Annotated in this window: 16 protein-coding genes; 2 read left to right on the top strand and 14 right to left on the bottom strand. The window is 66.2% G+C overall.

Translation table 11 applies throughout. The features are described 5' to 3' along the window. Window positions 1–8: 8 nt before the first annotated feature. Both BXA07_RS10155 and ybiB read right to left on the bottom strand, forming a co-directional pair. On the bottom strand, window positions 9–1,223 hold the full coding sequence (locus BXA07_RS10155) for a BaiN/RdsA family NAD(P)/FAD-dependent oxidoreductase (protein WP_076567820.1): 1,215 nt from the start codon (window positions 1,221–1,223) through the stop codon (window positions 9–11). A gap of 56 nt (window positions 1,224–1,279) precedes the next feature. Continuing rightward, entirely contained in the window at window positions 1,280–2,272 is a 993-nt protein-coding gene (gene ybiB / locus BXA07_RS10150) for a DNA-binding protein YbiB (protein ID WP_076567818.1), read from the bottom strand. A gap of 241 nt (window positions 2,273–2,513) precedes the next feature. On the opposite strand from ybiB, the gene BXA07_RS10145 reads away from it, so the two are divergent. Further along, on the top strand, window positions 2,514–3,575 hold the full coding sequence (locus BXA07_RS10145) for a 3-deoxy-7-phosphoheptulonate synthase (protein WP_076567816.1): 1,062 nt from the start codon (window positions 2,514–2,516) through the stop codon (window positions 3,573–3,575). A gap of 56 nt (window positions 3,576–3,631) precedes the next feature. On the opposite strand, the gene BXA07_RS10140 is transcribed toward BXA07_RS10145, so the two are convergent. Beyond that, entirely contained in the window at window positions 3,632–4,039 is a 408-nt protein-coding gene (locus BXA07_RS10140; protein WP_076567815.1) for a Rieske (2Fe-2S) protein, read from the bottom strand. Between the two features lie 210 nt (window positions 4,040–4,249). On the opposite strand from BXA07_RS10140, the gene tsaD reads away from it, so the two are divergent. Beyond that, window positions 4,250–5,290 (top strand): tRNA (adenosine(37)-N6)-threonylcarbamoyltransferase complex transferase subunit TsaD, encoded by a 1,041-nt coding sequence (tsaD, locus tag BXA07_RS10135; RefSeq protein ID WP_076567813.1) that lies wholly within the window; start codon window positions 4,250–4,252, stop codon window positions 5,288–5,290. On the opposite strand, the gene eutC is transcribed toward tsaD, so the two are convergent. The 11 genes from eutC to BXA07_RS10080 form a co-directional block, all read right to left on the bottom strand. Next, window positions 5,291–6,064, bottom strand: a complete 774-nt coding sequence (gene eutC, locus BXA07_RS10130; protein WP_076567811.1) for an ethanolamine ammonia-lyase subunit EutC — start codon at window positions 6,062–6,064, stop codon at window positions 5,291–5,293. A 9-nt stretch (window positions 6,065–6,073) separates the two neighbouring features. Further along, window positions 6,074–7,462 (bottom strand): ethanolamine ammonia-lyase subunit EutB, encoded by a 1,389-nt coding sequence (locus BXA07_RS10125; RefSeq protein ID WP_076567809.1) that lies wholly within the window; start codon window positions 7,460–7,462, stop codon window positions 6,074–6,076. A gap of 43 nt (window positions 7,463–7,505) precedes the next feature. Next, window positions 7,506–8,969, bottom strand: coding sequence for a TIGR01777 family oxidoreductase (locus BXA07_RS10120; protein WP_076567808.1), 1,464 nt, complete (start codon window positions 8,967–8,969; stop codon window positions 7,506–7,508). Beyond that, on the bottom strand, window positions 8,966–9,607 hold the full coding sequence (locus tag BXA07_RS10115; RefSeq protein WP_076567806.1) for a DUF4166 domain-containing protein: 642 nt from the start codon (window positions 9,605–9,607) through the stop codon (window positions 8,966–8,968). The genes BXA07_RS10120 and BXA07_RS10115 overlap by 4 nt, the downstream gene beginning before the upstream one ends. After that, on the bottom strand, window positions 9,604–10,158 hold the full coding sequence (locus BXA07_RS10110) for a GbsR/MarR family transcriptional regulator (RefSeq protein ID WP_076567804.1): 555 nt from the start codon (window positions 10,156–10,158) through the stop codon (window positions 9,604–9,606). Before BXA07_RS10110 ends, BXA07_RS10115 begins: the two co-directional genes overlap by 4 nt. A gap of 67 nt (window positions 10,159–10,225) precedes the next feature. Further along, on the bottom strand, window positions 10,226–11,341 hold the full coding sequence (locus BXA07_RS10105; protein WP_076567995.1) for a fatty acid desaturase family protein: 1,116 nt from the start codon (window positions 11,339–11,341) through the stop codon (window positions 10,226–10,228). Beyond that, a complete protein-coding gene (locus BXA07_RS10100; RefSeq protein WP_083708140.1) occupies window positions 11,341–12,456 on the bottom strand; it encodes a sterol desaturase family protein in 1,116 nt (371 codons plus the stop codon). The genes BXA07_RS10105 and BXA07_RS10100 overlap by 1 nt, the downstream gene beginning before the upstream one ends. After that, window positions 12,453–13,091, bottom strand: coding sequence for a phosphatase PAP2 family protein (locus tag BXA07_RS10095; protein WP_083708139.1), 639 nt, complete (start codon window positions 13,089–13,091; stop codon window positions 12,453–12,455). The genes BXA07_RS10100 and BXA07_RS10095 overlap by 4 nt, the downstream gene beginning before the upstream one ends. Beyond that, a complete protein-coding gene (locus BXA07_RS10090; RefSeq protein WP_076567802.1) occupies window positions 13,088–14,383 on the bottom strand; it encodes a F390 synthetase-related protein in 1,296 nt (431 codons plus the stop codon). Before BXA07_RS10090 ends, BXA07_RS10095 begins: the two co-directional genes overlap by 4 nt. Beyond that, on the bottom strand, window positions 14,380–15,210 hold the full coding sequence (locus tag BXA07_RS10085) for an MBL fold metallo-hydrolase (protein ID WP_076567800.1): 831 nt from the start codon (window positions 15,208–15,210) through the stop codon (window positions 14,380–14,382). The genes BXA07_RS10090 and BXA07_RS10085 overlap by 4 nt, the downstream gene beginning before the upstream one ends. Beyond that, window positions 15,203–16,240: an NAD-dependent epimerase/dehydratase family protein gene (locus BXA07_RS10080; protein ID WP_076567798.1), complete on the bottom strand. Its 1,038-nt coding sequence runs from the start codon at window positions 16,238–16,240 to the stop codon at window positions 15,203–15,205. The genes BXA07_RS10085 and BXA07_RS10080 overlap by 8 nt, the downstream gene beginning before the upstream one ends. Between the last annotated feature and the right edge of the window lie 4 nt (window positions 16,241–16,244).

Raw genomic sequence — 16,244 nt, 5'->3', positions numbered from 1 at the left:
ACTAAGTATTACCGCAAGGCAATACCTGCCGCCACGCCGGAAGCCCAGGCCCACTGGAAGTTGTAGCCGCCCAGCCAGCCCGTCACGTCGACCGATTCGCCGATGAAATACAGGCCCGGCACCTTATTGGCCATCATGGTCTGCTGCGACAGCTCGCGCGTGTCGATGCCGCCGCGCGTCACTTCCGCCTTGCGATAGCCTTCGGACCCGTTCGGCACGATGGACCAGGCATTGATGGTCTGGCCCAGCTTGCGCAGCTGCGCGTCGGGCATGTCGGCGATGCGCGCGTCCGGCGCCAGGCCGTTGACGGCCAGCAGGCAGTCCGCCAGGCGCTGCGGCAGCCACTGCGCGACGATATTACCCAGCTGCTTCTTCAGGGTCCCCTTGCCTTCGATCAAGGTTTGCGCCACGTCCACTTCCGGCAGCAGGTTGATGACGATGGGTTCGCCCGGCAGCCAGTAGCTGGAAATCTGCAAAATCGCCGGGCCTGACAGGCCGCGATGGGTGAACAGCAAATCTTCGCGGAAACGCGCACCCGTGGCCTTGCGGCCTTTCAGGCTGCCCGTCTCCACGTCCACTTCCAGCGCGATGCCGGACAGTTCCGCGAACGGCGCCCAGCTGGCCGGGTCGAACGTCAGCGGCACCAGGGCCGGACGCGGCTCGACCATCGCCAGGTCGAATTGTTTGGCGATGCGGTAGGCAAAGTCGGTGGCGCCGATCTTCGGGATCGACAGGCCGCCCGTGGCGATGACGATGCTGGCCGTCTCGATGTCGCCGCTGTCCGTCTGCAGCAGGAAGCCGCCGTCCGCTTGCTGGACAACATTGTCGATCTTGCACGGCATGCGCCAGTGCACGCCGCCGGCGGCGCACTCGTCCTTGAGCATGTCGATGATCTGTTCGGCCGATTCATTGCAGAATTGCTGGCCCTTGTGCTTTTCGTGGTAGCCGATGCGGTATTTTTTCACCAGCGCGAGGAAATCCTGCGGCGTGTAGCGCGACAGCGCGCTCTTGCAGAAATGCGGATTTTCCGAGAGGAAATTTTGCGGGGTGGCGTTAATATTGGTGAAGTTGCAACGCCCACCACCCGAGATGCGGATCTTTTCGGCCAGCTTGGCCGCGTGATCGATCAACACCACGCGCTTGCCTTGCTGGGCGGCAACAGCCGCACACATCATGCCGGCCGCGCCCGCGCCGATCACTGCCACATCAAATTGTTTTGCCATAAGAATTCCGGTCACCGCTGATTACAAAGACGCCATTGTAAACTGCGGCGGCGCGGCTAGCGCGGCCGTGCTGCAATCTGCCGTGATGCCATCAGGCATTGCGCCACCTGCCCGGCGATCGACGGCGGCACGGGCACCTCGCCGCGCAGCACGGCGGCGATCCAGGCGGCCGTGGTGACAGCGTCGCGCTCGGCGGGCAAATGCGGCAGTTCTTCCACCAGCAATTGCTTTTCCACCAGTACCGTGCGTTCGCTACCGTGGAACCAGTCGATCTGCTGCGCCTTGTTGGCGTTGGCCACCGTTTCGCCTTCCGTGCCGCGCATGAGGAAGGCGTCGCCGCGCGCGGGATCACAGGCGGTCAGGAAATACTCACCGAGCATTTCCAGGTATTCGGGGTGCGTGTACGACACCAGGCGCAGGGCGGGCCCGGCGAACGGCTGCATGATTTTCACGAGGGTGTGCGTGGAGTTGCGCACGCCCAGCACGCGGCGCAGCGACAACATCCAGGCCAGGCGCGGCGCCAGCGCCTCGATGGGCAGGAAGGCGGCTTCCCCGCGGGCCATGGCGGCCTCCGCATGCGCATGGTCGAGCGAGGCCGGGACGCCCAGCGCGGCCAGCACTTCGGCCGTCGTGATGCGGCCCGGGTCGCTGGTCACGCCATGCACGAGCACGGGCGCGCCCGCGCGCGCCAGCAGCAGCGCCAGCAAGGCCGTCAGATTCGCCATCTTGCGCGCGCCGTTGTAGCTGGGAATGATAATCGGGGCAAATGCACCGGCCGGCGCGGCCAGCGGGGCAAATGAGGCTTCGGCAGCGTCGAGGAAACCGGCGATCTCGTCCACGGACTCGCCCTTGATGCGCATCGACAACAAAATGCCGCCCAGTTCCAGGTCCGACACGCGGCCCTCGAGCATGGCGCGGTACAGGGCACGGGCGTCATCGCGGGTCATGCTGCGCGCGCCATTCTTGCCGCGTCCTATTTCTTTGATGAAACGTGCAGCGGGAAATGGCTCACCGGCCACATCGGTATGGGGGATGGATACAGTCGTCATGGCGCCAGCTTACACGGATTTCCCCCCGCATCGGGCGCCGGACGTGGTGATTGGCGCCGATGCAACAAAGGTAGGCGCATGCCCATCCTATTGGCCGCCAGAAATACCCGCGCGGGCAGACCGCGCTGTCACAAAAACAACTGAGCAATAAGCGTTTTCCCCCACCCGCCCGCCGCCAGGCCGCATTTCCGCTACACTATTGCCTCTTAAAGAACGCAATAGCGAAAGCCGAGCCAGAATCATGAATACGCCAGACATCGAAAATATCAACGTCACCTCCTTCGCGCCCATGCCGACGCCAGCCGAACTGCACGCCAGGCTGCCGCTGTCGGAGAGCGCGTTCGACACCGTCAGCCGCGGCCGCGAAGCGCTGCGCAACATCATCGACCGCAAGGACCAGCGCCTGTTCGTCGTCGTCGGTCCGTGCTCGATCCACGACCCGGTCGCCGGCCTCGATTACGCGCGCCGCCTGAAAGCGCTGCAAGAGGAAGTCAAGGATACGATGCTGCTGGTGATGCGCGTGTATTTCGAAAAACCGCGTACCACCACGGGCTGGAAAGGCTATATCAACGACCCGTACATGGACGATTCGTTCAAGGTCAACGAAGGCATGGAAAAGGCGCGCCAGTTCCTGCTCGACGTGTGCGAACTGGGCCTGCCCACCGCCACCGAAGCGCTGGACCCCATCTCGCCGCAATACCTGGGCGACTTGATCGCCTGGACGGCCATCGGCGCGCGCACGACGGAATCGCAGACGCACCGTGAAATGTCGTCGGGCCTGTCGACACCGGTCGGCTTCAAGAACGGCACCGATGGCGACATCAGCATCGCGGTGAACGCCATCCTGTCGTCGGCGCACCCGCACTCCTTCCTGGGCATTAACGCCGAAGGCAACGTGGCCATCGTGCGCACGCGCGGCAACGCCTACGGCCACGTGGTGCTGCGCGGCGGCGACGGCCGTCCGAACTACGATTCGGTCTCGATCGCCATCGCCGAACAGGCGCTGGCCAAGGCCAAGCTGCCCGCCAACCTGGTGGTCGACTGCTCGCATGCGAACAGCTATAAAAAGCCGGAACTGCAGCCGCTGGTGATGGGCGACGTGGTCAACCAGATCCGCCAGGGCAACCGCTCGCTGGTGGGCGTGATGATCGAATCGAATATTGTCAAAGGCAACCAGAAGATCCCGCAAGACCTGTCGCAACTGACCTACGGCTGCTCCGTCACGGACGGCTGCATCGACTGGGACACGACGGCCACCATGCTGCGCGATGCGCATGCGCATTTGTTAAACCGCCCGGCATAAGCCTCTCGCGGATACGAAAAACGGCGCCCTGTGCGCCGTTTTTGCTTTTCCCTTCATCACGCCATCTGCACATGCGGCAGCACGGCGTACGATCCCGCCAGCGCCTGCTCCGCCTTGCTGGCCGGGATATTGAGTTCATTGAAGTCCAGGTAGATGCGCCCATCGAGGATGCGCACGGCGTACATGCGCGCCATGCCCTGCACGGGCGCCACCAGGCGGCCCGAATCGAGTTCGATGATCCAGCTATTTTTCGGCCCCATCAGGTTTTTCCCCATCAGCACCCCGTGCGCCAGCGGGCCGCCCAGGCAGGGCACGAAATCGAGCAGCGCATACACCGTGTCGTCCACCGCGCGGAACAGCGCCACGCCGGGCAAGTCCTGCCATGCCAGGCCCCGCTGCACTATGCGCGCGCCCGCCAGCGGCATGTCCTTCAGGCGGCAAATCATTTTCCATTGTTCCGACATCGCAAGCTCCCTTGAGAAAGGCACACGCCTGTCTAAGCAAGAGCGGTGCCAGTGCCGTTCCAGGCGCAAAGCAGCCAAAATCCCGGGCAAAACCGGCCCGCGGCGCACTGCGCAAGTGCACACTGCCGCCGAAATGGTGCGCCGGCCGCACGGTGGACTGCGCGGCTTTCCTTTACAATGGCGGATTACTCCTCCCTATTCAGTACCTTCATGATTGTTCTTGGCGTCGAATCCTCCTGTGACGAAACCGGCCTGGCCTTGTACGACACGCAACGCGGCCTGCTGTCGCACGCCCTCTATTCGCAAGTCGCCATGCACGAGCAGTACGGCGGTGTGGTGCCGGAACTGGCGTCGCGCGACCATATCCGCCGCGCCATCCCGCTGCTCGAAGAGACCCTGACGAAGGCCGGCATCACCCTGCCCGAGATCGACGCCATCGCCTACACGCAAGGGCCGGGACTGGCCGGCGCGCTGCTGGTGGGTTCGTCCGTCGCCTGCAGCCTGGGCCTGGCCATCAACAAGCCGGTGCTGGGCATCCACCACCTGGAAGGCCATCTGCTGTCGCCGCTGCTGGCGTCCGAGCCGCCGGAATTCCCCTTCATCGCGCTGCTGGTATCGGGCGGCCACACGCAGCTGATGCGCGTCAACGGCGTGGGCCAGTACACGATGCTGGGCGAAACCCTGGACGATGCGGCCGGCGAGGCATTCGACAAGTCGGCCAAGCTGCTGGGCCTCGGTTACCCGGGCGGTCCCGCCATTTCGCGCCTGGCCGAATTTGGCGACCCGCTGGCGTATAAACTGCCGCGCCCCATGCTGCACTCGAAGGATTTCAATTTCAGTTTCTCCGGTTTGAAGACGGCCGTACTGACGGTGGTCAAGAACCATGAAGAAAAAGTCATCGCCAATATCTGCGAACAGGACAAGGCGAACATCGCGCGGGGCTTCGTCGACGCCATCGTCGACGTGCTGACGGCCAAATGCGTGTCGGCCCTCAAGCACACGGGCTTGAAGCGCCTGGTGATCGCCGGCGGCGTGGGCGCCAACGCGCAGCTGCGCGCCTCGCTCAACGCGGCGGCCGCCAAGAAGCGCTTCAAAGTGTATTACCCGGAGCTGGAATTCTGTACCGACAACGGCGCCATGATCGCCTTTGCCGGCGCCATGCGCCTGCAGATCAACCCGGACGCCGCCAAGCGCGATTACTCGTTCAACGTGCGCCCGCGCTGGCCGCTCGACGAAATCCGCGAAGTCTGATCACGCCAGCAGGAAGTTGCGCGCCCCCGCCAGGGCCGCGCCCTCTTCCACCGTTTCATCCTTCAAGTCCACGCCCGACAACTGCCTGGTAAATGCCTGCGACAGCAAATAGTGCAGCCGGTACGCGGCCGGCGCATACGCCAGCCCCTCGGGGCGCACATTCGAGATGCAGTTGCGGCGCTCGTCCAGCAAGCCGGCTTTGGGCGCCCACGTCAGGTACAGCCCCAGGCTGTCCGGGGAACTCAAGCCCGGCCGCTCGCCGATCAGCACCAGCACGGCCCGCGCTTTGATCAATTCCCCCACCTCGTCGCCGACGGCCACGCGCCCCTGCGCCACGATGTGCAGTGGCGACAGCGTCCACGCCTCCAGTGCCAGCCGTGCGCGCAAGGCGGCGAGGAATGGCGCCGCGTGGCGTTGTATCGCCAGCGCCGACAGGCCATCGGCCGCCACCAGCGCCAGATCCACGCCCTTGGCACCGCCATCCAGCCGCGCCCGCGAAGCGTCGTCGAGCCGGCGCCCCAGGTCGGGGCGTTGCAGGTAGTCGGCGCGCGTGGCGGCGGCGCTGTGCAGCCGCACGCAGGCTTGCCCCTGCGCGGCCAAGTCGCGCGCCAGGGCTTCGCCATCGAGCGCCAGGTGCACGGCATCGCGCGCCTGCGCGTGGGCCAGCTGGAACGCCAGCTGCGCACGGGTCGGCACGCTCACGCCGCGGCGCCCCAGCGCGATGCGCGCCGCCGTATGCGCGCGCAGCGCCTGCCACGGGGTTTTCTTGTCCATGCATCCTCCCTAGCCTTCCAGGCGCAGCAGGGCCGCCTGGAAGGCGGGCGCCAGCGCCACATTCAGATTTCCCCGTGCATCCGTGATCTGCATGCGCGCCAGCCAGGCCTCGAATTCGGGCGCGGGACGCAAGCCCAGCACGCGGCGCGCATACAGGGCGTCGTGGAACGAGGTGCTCTGGTAGCCCAGCATGGTGTCGTCCGCGCCCGGCACGCCCATGATGAAATTGCAGCCGGCCACGCCCAGCATGGTCAGCAAGGCGTCCATGTCGTCCTGGTCCGCTTCCGCATGGTTGGTGTAGCACACGTCGCAGCCCATGGGCAGGCCCAGCAGTTTGGCGCAGAAATGGTCTTCCAGCCCGGCGCGCATGATCTGCTTGCCGTCGTACAGGTATTCGGGGCCGATGAAACCCACGACGGAATTGACCAGCAGCGGCCGATACGCGCGCGCCACCGCATACGCGCGCGCCTCGCACGTCTGCTGGTCCATGCCGTGGTGGGCGCCGGCCGACAGGGCGCTGCCCTGCCCCGTCTCGAAATACATGACGTTCTGACCCACCGTGCCGCGTCCCAGCGACAGGGCCGCCGCCTGCCCCTCGGCCAGCAGCGCCAGGTCGATGCCGAAGCTGCGGTTGGCCGCCTGCGTGCCCGCCACCGACTGGAACACCAGGTCGACGGGCGCGCCGCGGCGGATCGCCTCGATCGTGTTGGTGATGTGCGTCAGCACGCAGGACTGGGTGGGAATCCGGTATTGAGCGATGACGGCGTCGAGCAGGTGCAGCAGCGACACCACCTGCGCCACATTGTCGGTGGCGGGATTGATGCCGATCACGGCGTCGCCGCTGCCCAGCATCAGGCCATCGAGCATCGACGCGGCAATCCCCGTGGCGTCGTCCGTCGGGTGGTTCGGCTGCAAGCGCGTGGACAGGCGCCCTTCCAGGCCCAGGGTATTGCGGAAAGCCGTGACGACACGGCACTTGCGGGCTACCAGCACCAGGTCCTGCAGGCGCATGATTTTTGACACGGCCGCCGCCATTTCCGGCGTGATGCCGGCGGCCACTTGCGATAGCGTGGCCGTGTCCGTCGCGTCGTCGAGCAGCCAGTCGCGGAAATCCCCCACGCACAGGTGGGAAATCGGCGCAAAGGCGGCGCGCGCGTGGGTGTCAACGATCAGCCGCGTGACTTCATCGTCTTCATACGGCACCAGCGCCTCATTGAGGAAGGCCGACAGCGGCACCTCGGCCAGCGCCAGCTGCGCCGCCACCCGCTCGCGCGCGCTGGCGGCCGCCACCCCGGCCAGCATGTCGCCGGAACGGGGCGGCGTGGCCTTGGCCAGCAGCTCCTTCAGGCTGGCAAACTGGTAAACATGGCTGTCTATCGTATGGCTGAAGCGGGGCATAGATTGTGCTCCAAGGCATCCCAATGCCCCATTCTACGCCAGGCTACAGGCTGCGCAGCGCCCCTTCCAGCTGCGGATAACGGAAGACAAAGCCGTCGGCCAACAGGCGGCGCGGGGCGACCCGCTGGCCTTCCACCAGCAAGTCGGCCTGCTCTCCCAGCACGGCGCGCATGAGGAAGGCCGGCGTGGGCACGACGCTGGGGCGGTGCAGCACGGCGCCCGCCACTTGGGCGAAGCGGCGCTGCTCGATGGCTTGCGGCGCGCAGAAGTTATACGCGCCATTCACGGCACCCACTTCGCTGCGGCGCGCCACATGGGCGATGGCGCGGATGACGTCGCGCACGTGCACCCACGAAATCCACTGTTTTCCACTGCCCAGCGGGCCGCCCGCGCCGAAGCGGATCGGCAGCAGCATCTGCGGCAGCGACCCCTGGTGGCCGAAGACGAGGCCGAAGCGCATGCAGCCCACCTGCACGCCATGCTGCTGCGCCTGGCGCGCGGCCGCCTCCCACTCCTGGCACAGCTGCGACATGAAGATGGTTTGCGGCGCGCTCTCCTCCGTCAATTCCGTCGCGTCACCCTGCGGCTGCACGCCGTAGTAGCCGATGGCCGACGCCGACAGCAGCACCCTCGGCTTGTGCTGCGCGCGGGCGATCCACGCCACCAGGTCCTGCGTCAGCGCCACGCGGCTGCGGCGCAGGGCCGCCTTGCGCGCCGGCGTCCAGCGCTTGCCGACGATGCGCGCGCCGGCCAGGTTGACCACCATGTCGATGCGCTGCGCCTCCGACAATGCGTCCAGCGACCGGATGCAGCGCACCTGGCCATCGAAGGTCCAGGCAGCCTGCTTGGGCTGGCGCGTCAGCACCGTCACCGCGTGGCCGTCGGCCAGCAGGGCGCTGACCAGTTGCTGGCCGATGAAACCCGTGGCGCCCGTCACCAGCACGGACTGCGGCGCGGCGGCAAAGCGCAGGCGCTCCTCCTGCTCCGCCGTTTCCTGCACCTTGCGCCGGCCCAGTTGCCACACGGCGTAGGCGTCGCGCAGGCCGGACAGGCCCACGCCCACGCCGCACAGGGCGAGGAAGACGCTGAGCCAGCCATACGGCTGCCACACGAGGGCCGTCGGCAAGGTCGCCCATTCGCTGCTATTGAGAGCCAGCAGGGCGATGAAGGCGCCCGCATTGATCGCCAGCACCGTGTGCGTGACCCGCTCCGTGGCGGGCAAGAGGCGGGTTTGATCTTCCACAACAAAATCCCACAGGGTGAGCACGATTTCCACGCCAAACACGATCACCAGCACCCAGGCCCAGGCGCCGTGCCACTCCCAGGCGGCCAGGCCGACGAACAGCAGGCTGTAGATCAGCGCGCGCGTGGCATGGATGGTCAGTTCCAGGCGCGCCGAGGCCTTTTGCGGCAGCGCTTCCGTGATTTCATGGTGATAGATGGTGTCGAAGGCGCCCAGGCAGCCTTGCGCCGCCATCAGTTGCAGGGCCAGCAGATGCGTATTCATGGTGTCTCCTTCATTTCCGGTGCGGCGGATTCGCGGAACACGCCGACCTGGGTGAATGTGGTGCCAAACAGGGCGTGGCGGATCTCGATGCGGATGTTGAACTGCTGCTGCGTGTCGTTGCGGTGGCACAGATAGGTCTTGCCGGGCGTGAGCAGGCCAGGCAGCGGCAGGCGCCAGCCGAACAGGTCCCAAAAATAGCCGTCGCTGGTGAAATGCAGGTTGCCATCCTCGACGTGCAGCACGAGCTTCATGCCCAGGCCCATGCCCACGTATTCGAGCACTTCGCCTGTTGCGCTTTCAGCCATGTAGGACGTGAAGCGGATCGGCGCGCGGCCATGCAGGCGGTAGGTGCGCTGCTTGAAGATGAAGGGGCAGCCGGGGCGCGAATAGACTTCGATATCGACGGGGAAGTCGTGGTCGTCATGCGGGATAAGGGCGCCGTCGATGAAGGGACGCGTCAGCCAGCCCAGCACCTTGCCCAGGCGCGAGCTGGTGAGTTCACTGAGTTCGCCCCGGTAGTACAGGGGCTGGCCGGGCGCCGGGTTTTTCTCGAAACGGCGGCGGATGTCCGGGTGCAGGGCCAGCCACCGCTCGCCCATCACCTTCCTGAACAACTCTCCTTCCGAGGGGCCGTTCATGCTTTTCCCGGCTTGCCAGGCTTGTCGTCCGGGCTGAGGAACTTGGCCACCTTGCCGCCCATCGACAGCATGCGCTGCAGGGTCGCCGGCGGCAGGTTTTTATAGTCGCTGTAGGTGGAACTGAGCATTTCCAGGAAGGCCAGCACTTCGCCCATGCGCACCAGCGTTTCAGGCGGTATCGCCGCATCGTGCTCGCCCTCGATCGCGCACTCGCGCAGCACCGTCAGGGTGGGGTCGATCTCGCGCCGCTTGCGCTCTTCCATGATGACGCGGAAGATTTCCCACACATCCTGCAGGGCGACGAAATGGTCGCGGCGGTCCCCCATCACGTGCGTGATACGCACCAGGCCCCAGCTTTGCAATTCCTTCAGGCTGTTGCTGACGTTGGACCTGGCCACGTTCAGGCTGGCCGCGATGTCTTCCGCCGTCAGCGCTTCATTGGCCAGGAACAGCAGCGCGTGGATCTGCGCCACCGTGCGGTTGACGCCCCAGCGGGTGCCCATCTCCCCCCAGTGCAGAATATATTTCTGCGTAGTCGGACTCAATTCCATGGTTTTCTCTTATTTCTGTCGTTACAGAAATGTAAGATGAAACAGAAGCCCAGTCAAGCGCGATTCGTCAGGACTGTGTCGGCGGCTGGCCCATGGCGCGCAGGAAGGCTTGCTGCGAGGCGTGCAACTGGCCGTAGCCGAGTTCGCGGTACACGAGGCCGTGGCGCGGCGCCAGTTCGGCCAGGATGCGCGCCAGCGCCGGGTAGTGGCGGTGGCTCCAGGTGGGGAACAGATGGTGCGTCAGGTGCAGATTCAGGCCGCCCAGCCAGTAGCCTAGCCAGCGCAGCGCGCGCGGCTTCGGCGTCCAGTCGCAGGCCGTGTAGAACGTGTGCTGGTACCAGTCGTGCGGCAAGGTGCCGTCCTGCCCCGGCTGGAAGAACTCCACTTCGGCCCAGTGCGTGCCGAGGATCAGCGCCACCAGCGCGCACGAGGCGAGCATCTGGCCCACGAAATACGCGCCCAGCACCACGCCCCAGCCGATGCCGTGCTGCTGCAGCACCCACATGGGCAGGGCCAGCACCAGCGCCACGTGGCCCAGTTTCCAGCCCAGGAAGGACAGCCAGCCGCGCCAGCCCTGCAGGCGGCTGTGCGCCGCCACGGGCGTCTTGCCGAAGCGGTCCAGCCAGTCGCCATACCAGTTCAGATACGGCAGCGACAGGGCCGCCACCACGGGCCAGTACAGGTATTGATAGCGGTACCGGGGCGACCAGCGTTGGAACGGCGTCTGGCGCAAAAACGGATTCGGCTCCGTGTCGAGGTCATAGCCTTCCACGTTCGCATACGTGTGATGGAAATGCACGTGGCGGATGGTCCAGAAATCCGTGTCCACGCCCACCGGCAAGCCCACCAGGCGGATCAGGATGCGATTCAGGCGTCCCTGGCGGAAGACGGCGCTGTGGGCCGCGTCGTGCAGGGTATTCATGGCCAGCGCCATGGCCGCCACCAGGCAGGCGACATAGGCAGCGACAAACGGCCAGGTGCTGCCGGCGCTCAAGGCCAGCGCATACAGCCCCGCCGTCAGCGCGGCCAGGAAGACGGTTTTCGCGTGCAGGCGCCAGTCGCCGAAGCGGTGCTTTCCTTCGGCCGCCAGGTAGGCGTCGGCGCGCGCGCGCAGTTCGCGGCGGAAGGCGGAATCGCGGGCGGGCTGGAAGCGCAGCGGAGGAAGCGACGGTACAAGCGACATCACGCGCGCGTCCCCGCCGCGGCCGGCCACCACAGGCGGCGCGCGCCGTCGAGGCCATGCGCCAGCAGCGCGGCCAAGAACACCATGCCCCACGCATCGCGCACGCCATACCAGCCCAGATACAGGGCCGGCATGGCCACGGCGATGGCGACCCAGGCGATGGCGCCCCAGCGGCGCGCATCCGACAAGCCGCCCAGCGCCAAGGTGCCGCCAAAGATCAGCGCGAACAGGATCGCTTGCTGCGCGCCGGCCAGCGCCGCTTCGTGGTTGACGTAATAGATCACGAGGCCAAACAGGATCACGCCGCCGATGCCGATGAACAGCTCGGGCACTTCGACAGTGCCGCGCGGCTGCCAGTGGGGAAAGCGCGCGCGCAGCCATGTGAACAGCTTGCCGTTGCTGGCCAGCAGCGGGTTGTGCGTGGGTGTCATGCCCTTCACGCCATAGCGCATTTCCACGCCTTCGAGTTCGGGCTGGAAGCTGCCGAACAGTTTGTCCCAGATCAACAGGGTGCCGCCGAAATTGCGGTTGATGTAGCGTTTATCGGTGCCATGGTGGACGCGGTGGTGCGAGGGCGTGACCATGAATTTATCGAGGATGCCGGACTTGTTCACCAGCGCATTGTGGTTGTAGAACTGCACCGTGTAATGCAGGGACGAGACGACGAGGAAGATTTCCAGCGGCACGCCCAGCACGGCCAGGATGGCGATGAAGGGGAAATTCGTCAGCGACGAATACCAGGAATTGCGCACGCCCAGCGACAGGTTGAAATGCTCGCCCTGGTGGTGCACCACGTGCACGGCCCACAGCAGCGGAATTTTATGGTGCAGGCGGTGCATCCAGTAAAAGCACAGGTCCCAGGCGACAAAGGCGAATGCCCACTGGGCCGCCACGGGCCACTGGTCGACGAGGTGCAGGTTCGCATGGCGCAGCAGCAGGGCGAACGCCGCCACTTCCACGCCGCGGAACACCCACATCAGGATGTGGCCGGAATTGAGGTTGAAGATGACGTCTTTCCACGGCACGGGGGTCTTGCGCACCCATTTGAGGATCAGCAGTTCGGCCAGCACGAAGGCCAGCATGATCAAAAACGACAGGGCAAAGGGATTCATCATGATGCGGCTTTTATGGAAACGGTGCGGCGGAGCGCCCAGAATAGCTGCATTTTCGCCAACATGCCGCCCGCTACGCCCACGGCCAGGCCGGCGGCCAGGTCGATGCTCACGTGCCGGCGCAGCGCGATGATGGCGTAGCAGATGGCCACGCCCAGCACCAGCGCCAGCGCGGAGCGCAGCAGGTGGCGCTTGTCGCACAAGGCCCACACGCACAGCAAGGTCAGGGCGCCATGCAGCGAGGGCAGGCAATTTTGCGTGGAGTCCGCCGCCTGCAGCAGGCGCAGCGCCTGCGTGCTCCAGGCGCTGCCGTCACCCACGGGCGGATACGCGAGCGTGGTCGGATACAGCAGGAAGACCACGCCGCAGGCCAGCGCGGAGAGCGCCATGGCGCGCGCCAGCCAGCGCACGCGGGGCGCATCGGCCGCCAGGTAGGCATACGGGATCAGGAGAAAGAAGGACAGGTACAGCCAGATGGCGGCATCCGTGTAGGGAATCGCGCGGTCGAGCGCCGTTTCCGGCAGGAGCACTCCCTGCCCTTGCAGCAGGTCGCTGGAAAAATACACGAGGCCGACGCTGCCCCAGCCGGCCAGCAAATGCAGCAGGCGGCCGCGTACGGTCATGGAAGAAGGGTTCATGCGGTCGCAAGGCGCCGGATGCGGCGCCGTTTCATGGTGGGGTCAAAGGGAGGCAGTTCGCCGCTCGTCGTCCAGGCCAGGGGGTCGACGGCCACGCCCAGGCCGCGCAGCACCGCCGCCAGGTGGTCGCGCAGGGCGGCCAGGCCAGCGTCGTCCAGGGCCGCATGCAGCTGCAGGGCGATGTCGCCCGACTGCACCAGCCTGTAGTCGGCATCCGGCGGCAAGGCTTGCGCGAAGGCCCGCGTCAGGACGTCGGCAAACACGGCGACAGGGGCGCCGCCGCGTGCAGAGGGAAGCAGCAGCATGTCGTCGCAGCGCCCTTCGATGCCATCAAGCGCGCGCGTGGCGCGGCCACACGGGCATGGCGTGGCGCGCGCGATCAGGATGTCGTCGAGGCGGTAGCGCACGATGGGCTGCGTCATGCGGGTAAAGTCCGTAATGACGGGCACAAAACGACGTTCTTCAGAGTCCAGCCATTGCGGTTCGATGTGCACGTATTCCTCGTTCAGGTGCAGCACGCCATGCTCGCAGCTGCTGGCAAGGAAACCTTCGGTCGCCTGGTAGATTTCGTGCACGGCGCCGAACGCCTGCACGATCAGCGCGCGGTCCTGCGCTTCCAGCACTTCGGCCACGGAGATGACTTTTTTCGGCGCCAGCGCCAGGCTGCCATCGATGACGCGCAAGGCCAGCTGGCGCAGCACCTGGGCCGGCGCGACGATGACGGTGGGTTGATATTGCGCAAGCTGCGCGCACAGGCTGTCGAACGGTGCGAACAGGTCGTAGAAGGCAAACGTCAGCCATGGCGAGCGCACGGCCGTGTACAGATTGCTGTTCGCGCGCAGGAACAGCGCCACCTTTTCGCCGGAAAACAGGCCGTCGGGCAGCGCCTTGGCCAGCATCACGCCCGCCCATTGGGCTTTTTCGCGGGGGCTGACGGTAAATACGGCGCGCCGCGACGAGGTGCCCGACGACAGGCCCACCGTGATGTCGCCCACGGCCGGCGTGAAGTCGCGGCTATGCTCGGCCGCCATGGCCGCCTCCATCGCCCGCGCCAACGTCACGCCCTCGGTATTCATGGCGTCGAAATGTTCGAGCATCAGCGCCTTGTTCATCGTCGGCCACTGCGCCAGGGGCAGCTTGCGGTACGGCGCAAAATACGTGCTGCGCGCGCACAGGACCTCGGTGAAACGGGCCAGCTGCTTGCGCTGGTAGGCGTCGAGCTGTGCGCGATCCGCAAAATGCAGGCGGCGCGTGCGCCAGTACGACAGCAACAGCCAGACAATACGCTTCACGGGCGGCCCGCCACAGGCAAGTAATCATTGGTATCTTCATGCGTGATGCGGATCTGCGCATTGCCCGACCGGTGCAGCTGGTGCAGCCGGTTCAAGGTGGCATAGTACGGCGCGCGCTTGTGCTGGATGAGGAAGGACAGTTCCGACGGTCCGCGCAGCTGCTGGAAGCTTTCCGGCACCCAGGCAGCGTCCGACGCCAGCAGGGTCCAGCCGCCGTCCTGCAGCACGAAGGCGCCCAGATGGCCGATGGCGTGGCCGGGCAGGTCGACGATGTAGATCTCGCCCGTGCCGCTGACGTCGCGCCCGTGCGTAAACGGCAGCAGGGCCGCCGGCAAGGCCGTCTCGGGCACGCTTTCGACGAAATCGAGGCGATCCGCGATGTCGGGCGGCAGCAGCTCGGGCACGAAGGCCTGGCGCACGGCGGCGACGCCGGACAAGCCGCGCACGGCGTCCCAGCCCGTTCTGGAGGCCATCAGCCGCGCGCCGGGAAAGTCGCGCAGGCCGGCGATATGGTCGGCGTGGAAGTGCGACAGCAGCAGGGTGTGGATGTCGCCGGGCGATACGCCATGCGCGCGCAGCTGGCCGTGCAGCGACTCGTTCTCGTCGAAGGCAATCGGCGTGACCCATGCGTACATGCGGTACACGCCTTTCGACGTGGCGGCGCGGAAGTGTTCGGCATACCCCGTGTCCCACAGGTACAGGCCCGCGCGCGTTTCGATCAGGTAGGCGCGCGAGGGGAAGCAGCGGCTGGCCAGCCCGCTGCCTTTCAGTACCATGCAGGACGGATGGGTGCAGTGGCCGACACGGAATGCGGTGATGCTAGCCATTGCGCTCCTTGCCCACCTTGTGCGCCGCCGCTTCCTGGCGCATCCACTGCGCCGTGCGGGCGATGCCGTCCTGCAGGCTGACGACGGGACGGTAGCCGAGCACCTTGCGCGCCTTGGCGCTGTCGAGCGTCATGTCGAAACTGAGCGCGCCGATGCTGTAGGGCGTCAATGAGGGCTCGCGGCGCGTGAAGCGCGAGGCGAACTGCATCAGGCGCGCCGCCAGCGCCACCACGCGGTAAGGCACGCTGACGATTTCGAACGGCTGCTGCAGGTGCTCGCAGAACAAGGTGCGCAAAATGTCGCACAGGCGCGCCGGTTCGCCGTTCGTGATGTTGAAGGCGGCGCCCGACTGCACGGTCTTGTGCACGGTGGCCAGCCACATCGCATGCACGACGTTGTCGACATAGGTGACGTCGATGGTGGCCGCGCCGCCATTAGGCAGCGGCAGCTTGCCGCCGCGCTGCTGCAGCACGCGCGCCAGGCGCGGGATCAGCACCTGGTCGTACGGGCCGAAGATGGCGCGCGGGCGCAGGATCACGCAGGTCATGCCGCGGTGGCGCTCGACCGACTCCTGCACCAGCTTTTCCGCCATCGCCTTGGAACGCGCATAGGCGTTGACGAAGGCGTCGGGGCGGAAGGTTTCCGGCACGTCGTAGCGGTGGTGGTAGTCGAAATAGATGGCCGGCGTGGAAATGTGCACGAAGCGTTCCACATGCTGGCTGGCTGCCGCGCGCAGCAGCTGGCCCGTGGCCGTGACATTGGCGGCGATGAAGTCGCGCTCCGCGCCCCACGGCGAGGACAGCGCGGCGCAGTGCCAGACAGTATCCATGCCGCGCACGAGTTCATCGACCTGGCGCGGGGTGGCTTGCGCCAGGTCAAGCGCGACGAACTGCGCGCCCATGCGCTCCAGTTCGCGGCCCACGGCCACGTTGCGGCCCGTGGCGCGCACTTCCACGCCCTGCGCCAGCAAGGTGCGCACGGCATTGCGCCCCAAGCCGCCCGTCGCTCCCGTGACCAGTATCCGCCTCATCGCA

This window comes from Janthinobacterium sp. TND4EL3, from assembly GCF_900156175.1.
Classification (GTDB): Bacteria; Pseudomonadota; Gammaproteobacteria; order Burkholderiales; family Burkholderiaceae_D; genus Janthinobacterium.
The sequence above is the reverse complement of the archived record's forward strand: the minus strand, read 5'-3'. Positions and strand labels throughout refer to the sequence as shown.

Excerpts from the sequence above, each read along its gene's own strand:
- ybiB (WP_076567818.1), bottom strand. The coding sequence starts at position 2,272 with ATGACGACTGTATCCATCCCCCATACCGATGTGGCCGGTGAGCCATTT.
- BXA07_RS10105 (WP_076567995.1), bottom strand. The coding sequence starts at position 11,341 with ATGTCGCTTGTACCGTCGCTTCCTCCGCTGCGCTTCCAGCCCGCCCGC.
- BXA07_RS10140 (WP_076567815.1), bottom strand. The coding sequence starts at position 4,039 with ATGTCGGAACAATGGAAAATGATTTGCCGCCTGAAGGACATGCCGCTG.
- BXA07_RS10125 (WP_076567809.1), bottom strand. The coding sequence starts at position 7,462 with ATGCCCCGCTTCAGCCATACGATAGACAGCCATGTTTACCAGTTTGCC.
- BXA07_RS10100 (WP_083708140.1), bottom strand. The coding sequence starts at position 12,456 with ATGATGAATCCCTTTGCCCTGTCGTTTTTGATCATGCTGGCCTTCGTG.
- BXA07_RS10145 (WP_076567816.1), top strand. The coding sequence starts at position 2,514 with ATGAATACGCCAGACATCGAAAATATCAACGTCACCTCCTTCGCGCCC.
- BXA07_RS10115 (WP_076567806.1), bottom strand. The coding sequence starts at position 9,607 with ATGAACGGCCCCTCGGAAGGAGAGTTGTTCAGGAAGGTGATGGGCGAG.
- BXA07_RS10080 (WP_076567798.1), bottom strand. The coding sequence starts at position 16,240 with ATGAGGCGGATACTGGTCACGGGAGCGACGGGCGGCTTGGGGCGCAAT.
- eutC (WP_076567811.1), bottom strand. The coding sequence starts at position 6,064 with ATGGACAAGAAAACCCCGTGGCAGGCGCTGCGCGCGCATACGGCGGCG.
- BXA07_RS10120 (WP_076567808.1), bottom strand. The coding sequence starts at position 8,969 with ATGAATACGCATCTGCTGGCCCTGCAACTGATGGCGGCGCAAGGCTGC.
- BXA07_RS10110 (WP_076567804.1), bottom strand. The coding sequence starts at position 10,158 with ATGGAATTGAGTCCGACTACGCAGAAATATATTCTGCACTGGGGGGAG.
- BXA07_RS10085 (WP_076567800.1), bottom strand. The coding sequence starts at position 15,210 with ATGGCTAGCATCACCGCATTCCGTGTCGGCCACTGCACCCATCCGTCC.
- BXA07_RS10155 (WP_076567820.1), bottom strand. The coding sequence starts at position 1,223 with ATGGCAAAACAATTTGATGTGGCAGTGATCGGCGCGGGCGCGGCCGGC.
- tsaD (WP_076567813.1), top strand. The coding sequence starts at position 4,250 with ATGATTGTTCTTGGCGTCGAATCCTCCTGTGACGAAACCGGCCTGGCC.
- BXA07_RS10095 (WP_083708139.1), bottom strand. The coding sequence starts at position 13,091 with ATGAACCCTTCTTCCATGACCGTACGCGGCCGCCTGCTGCATTTGCTG.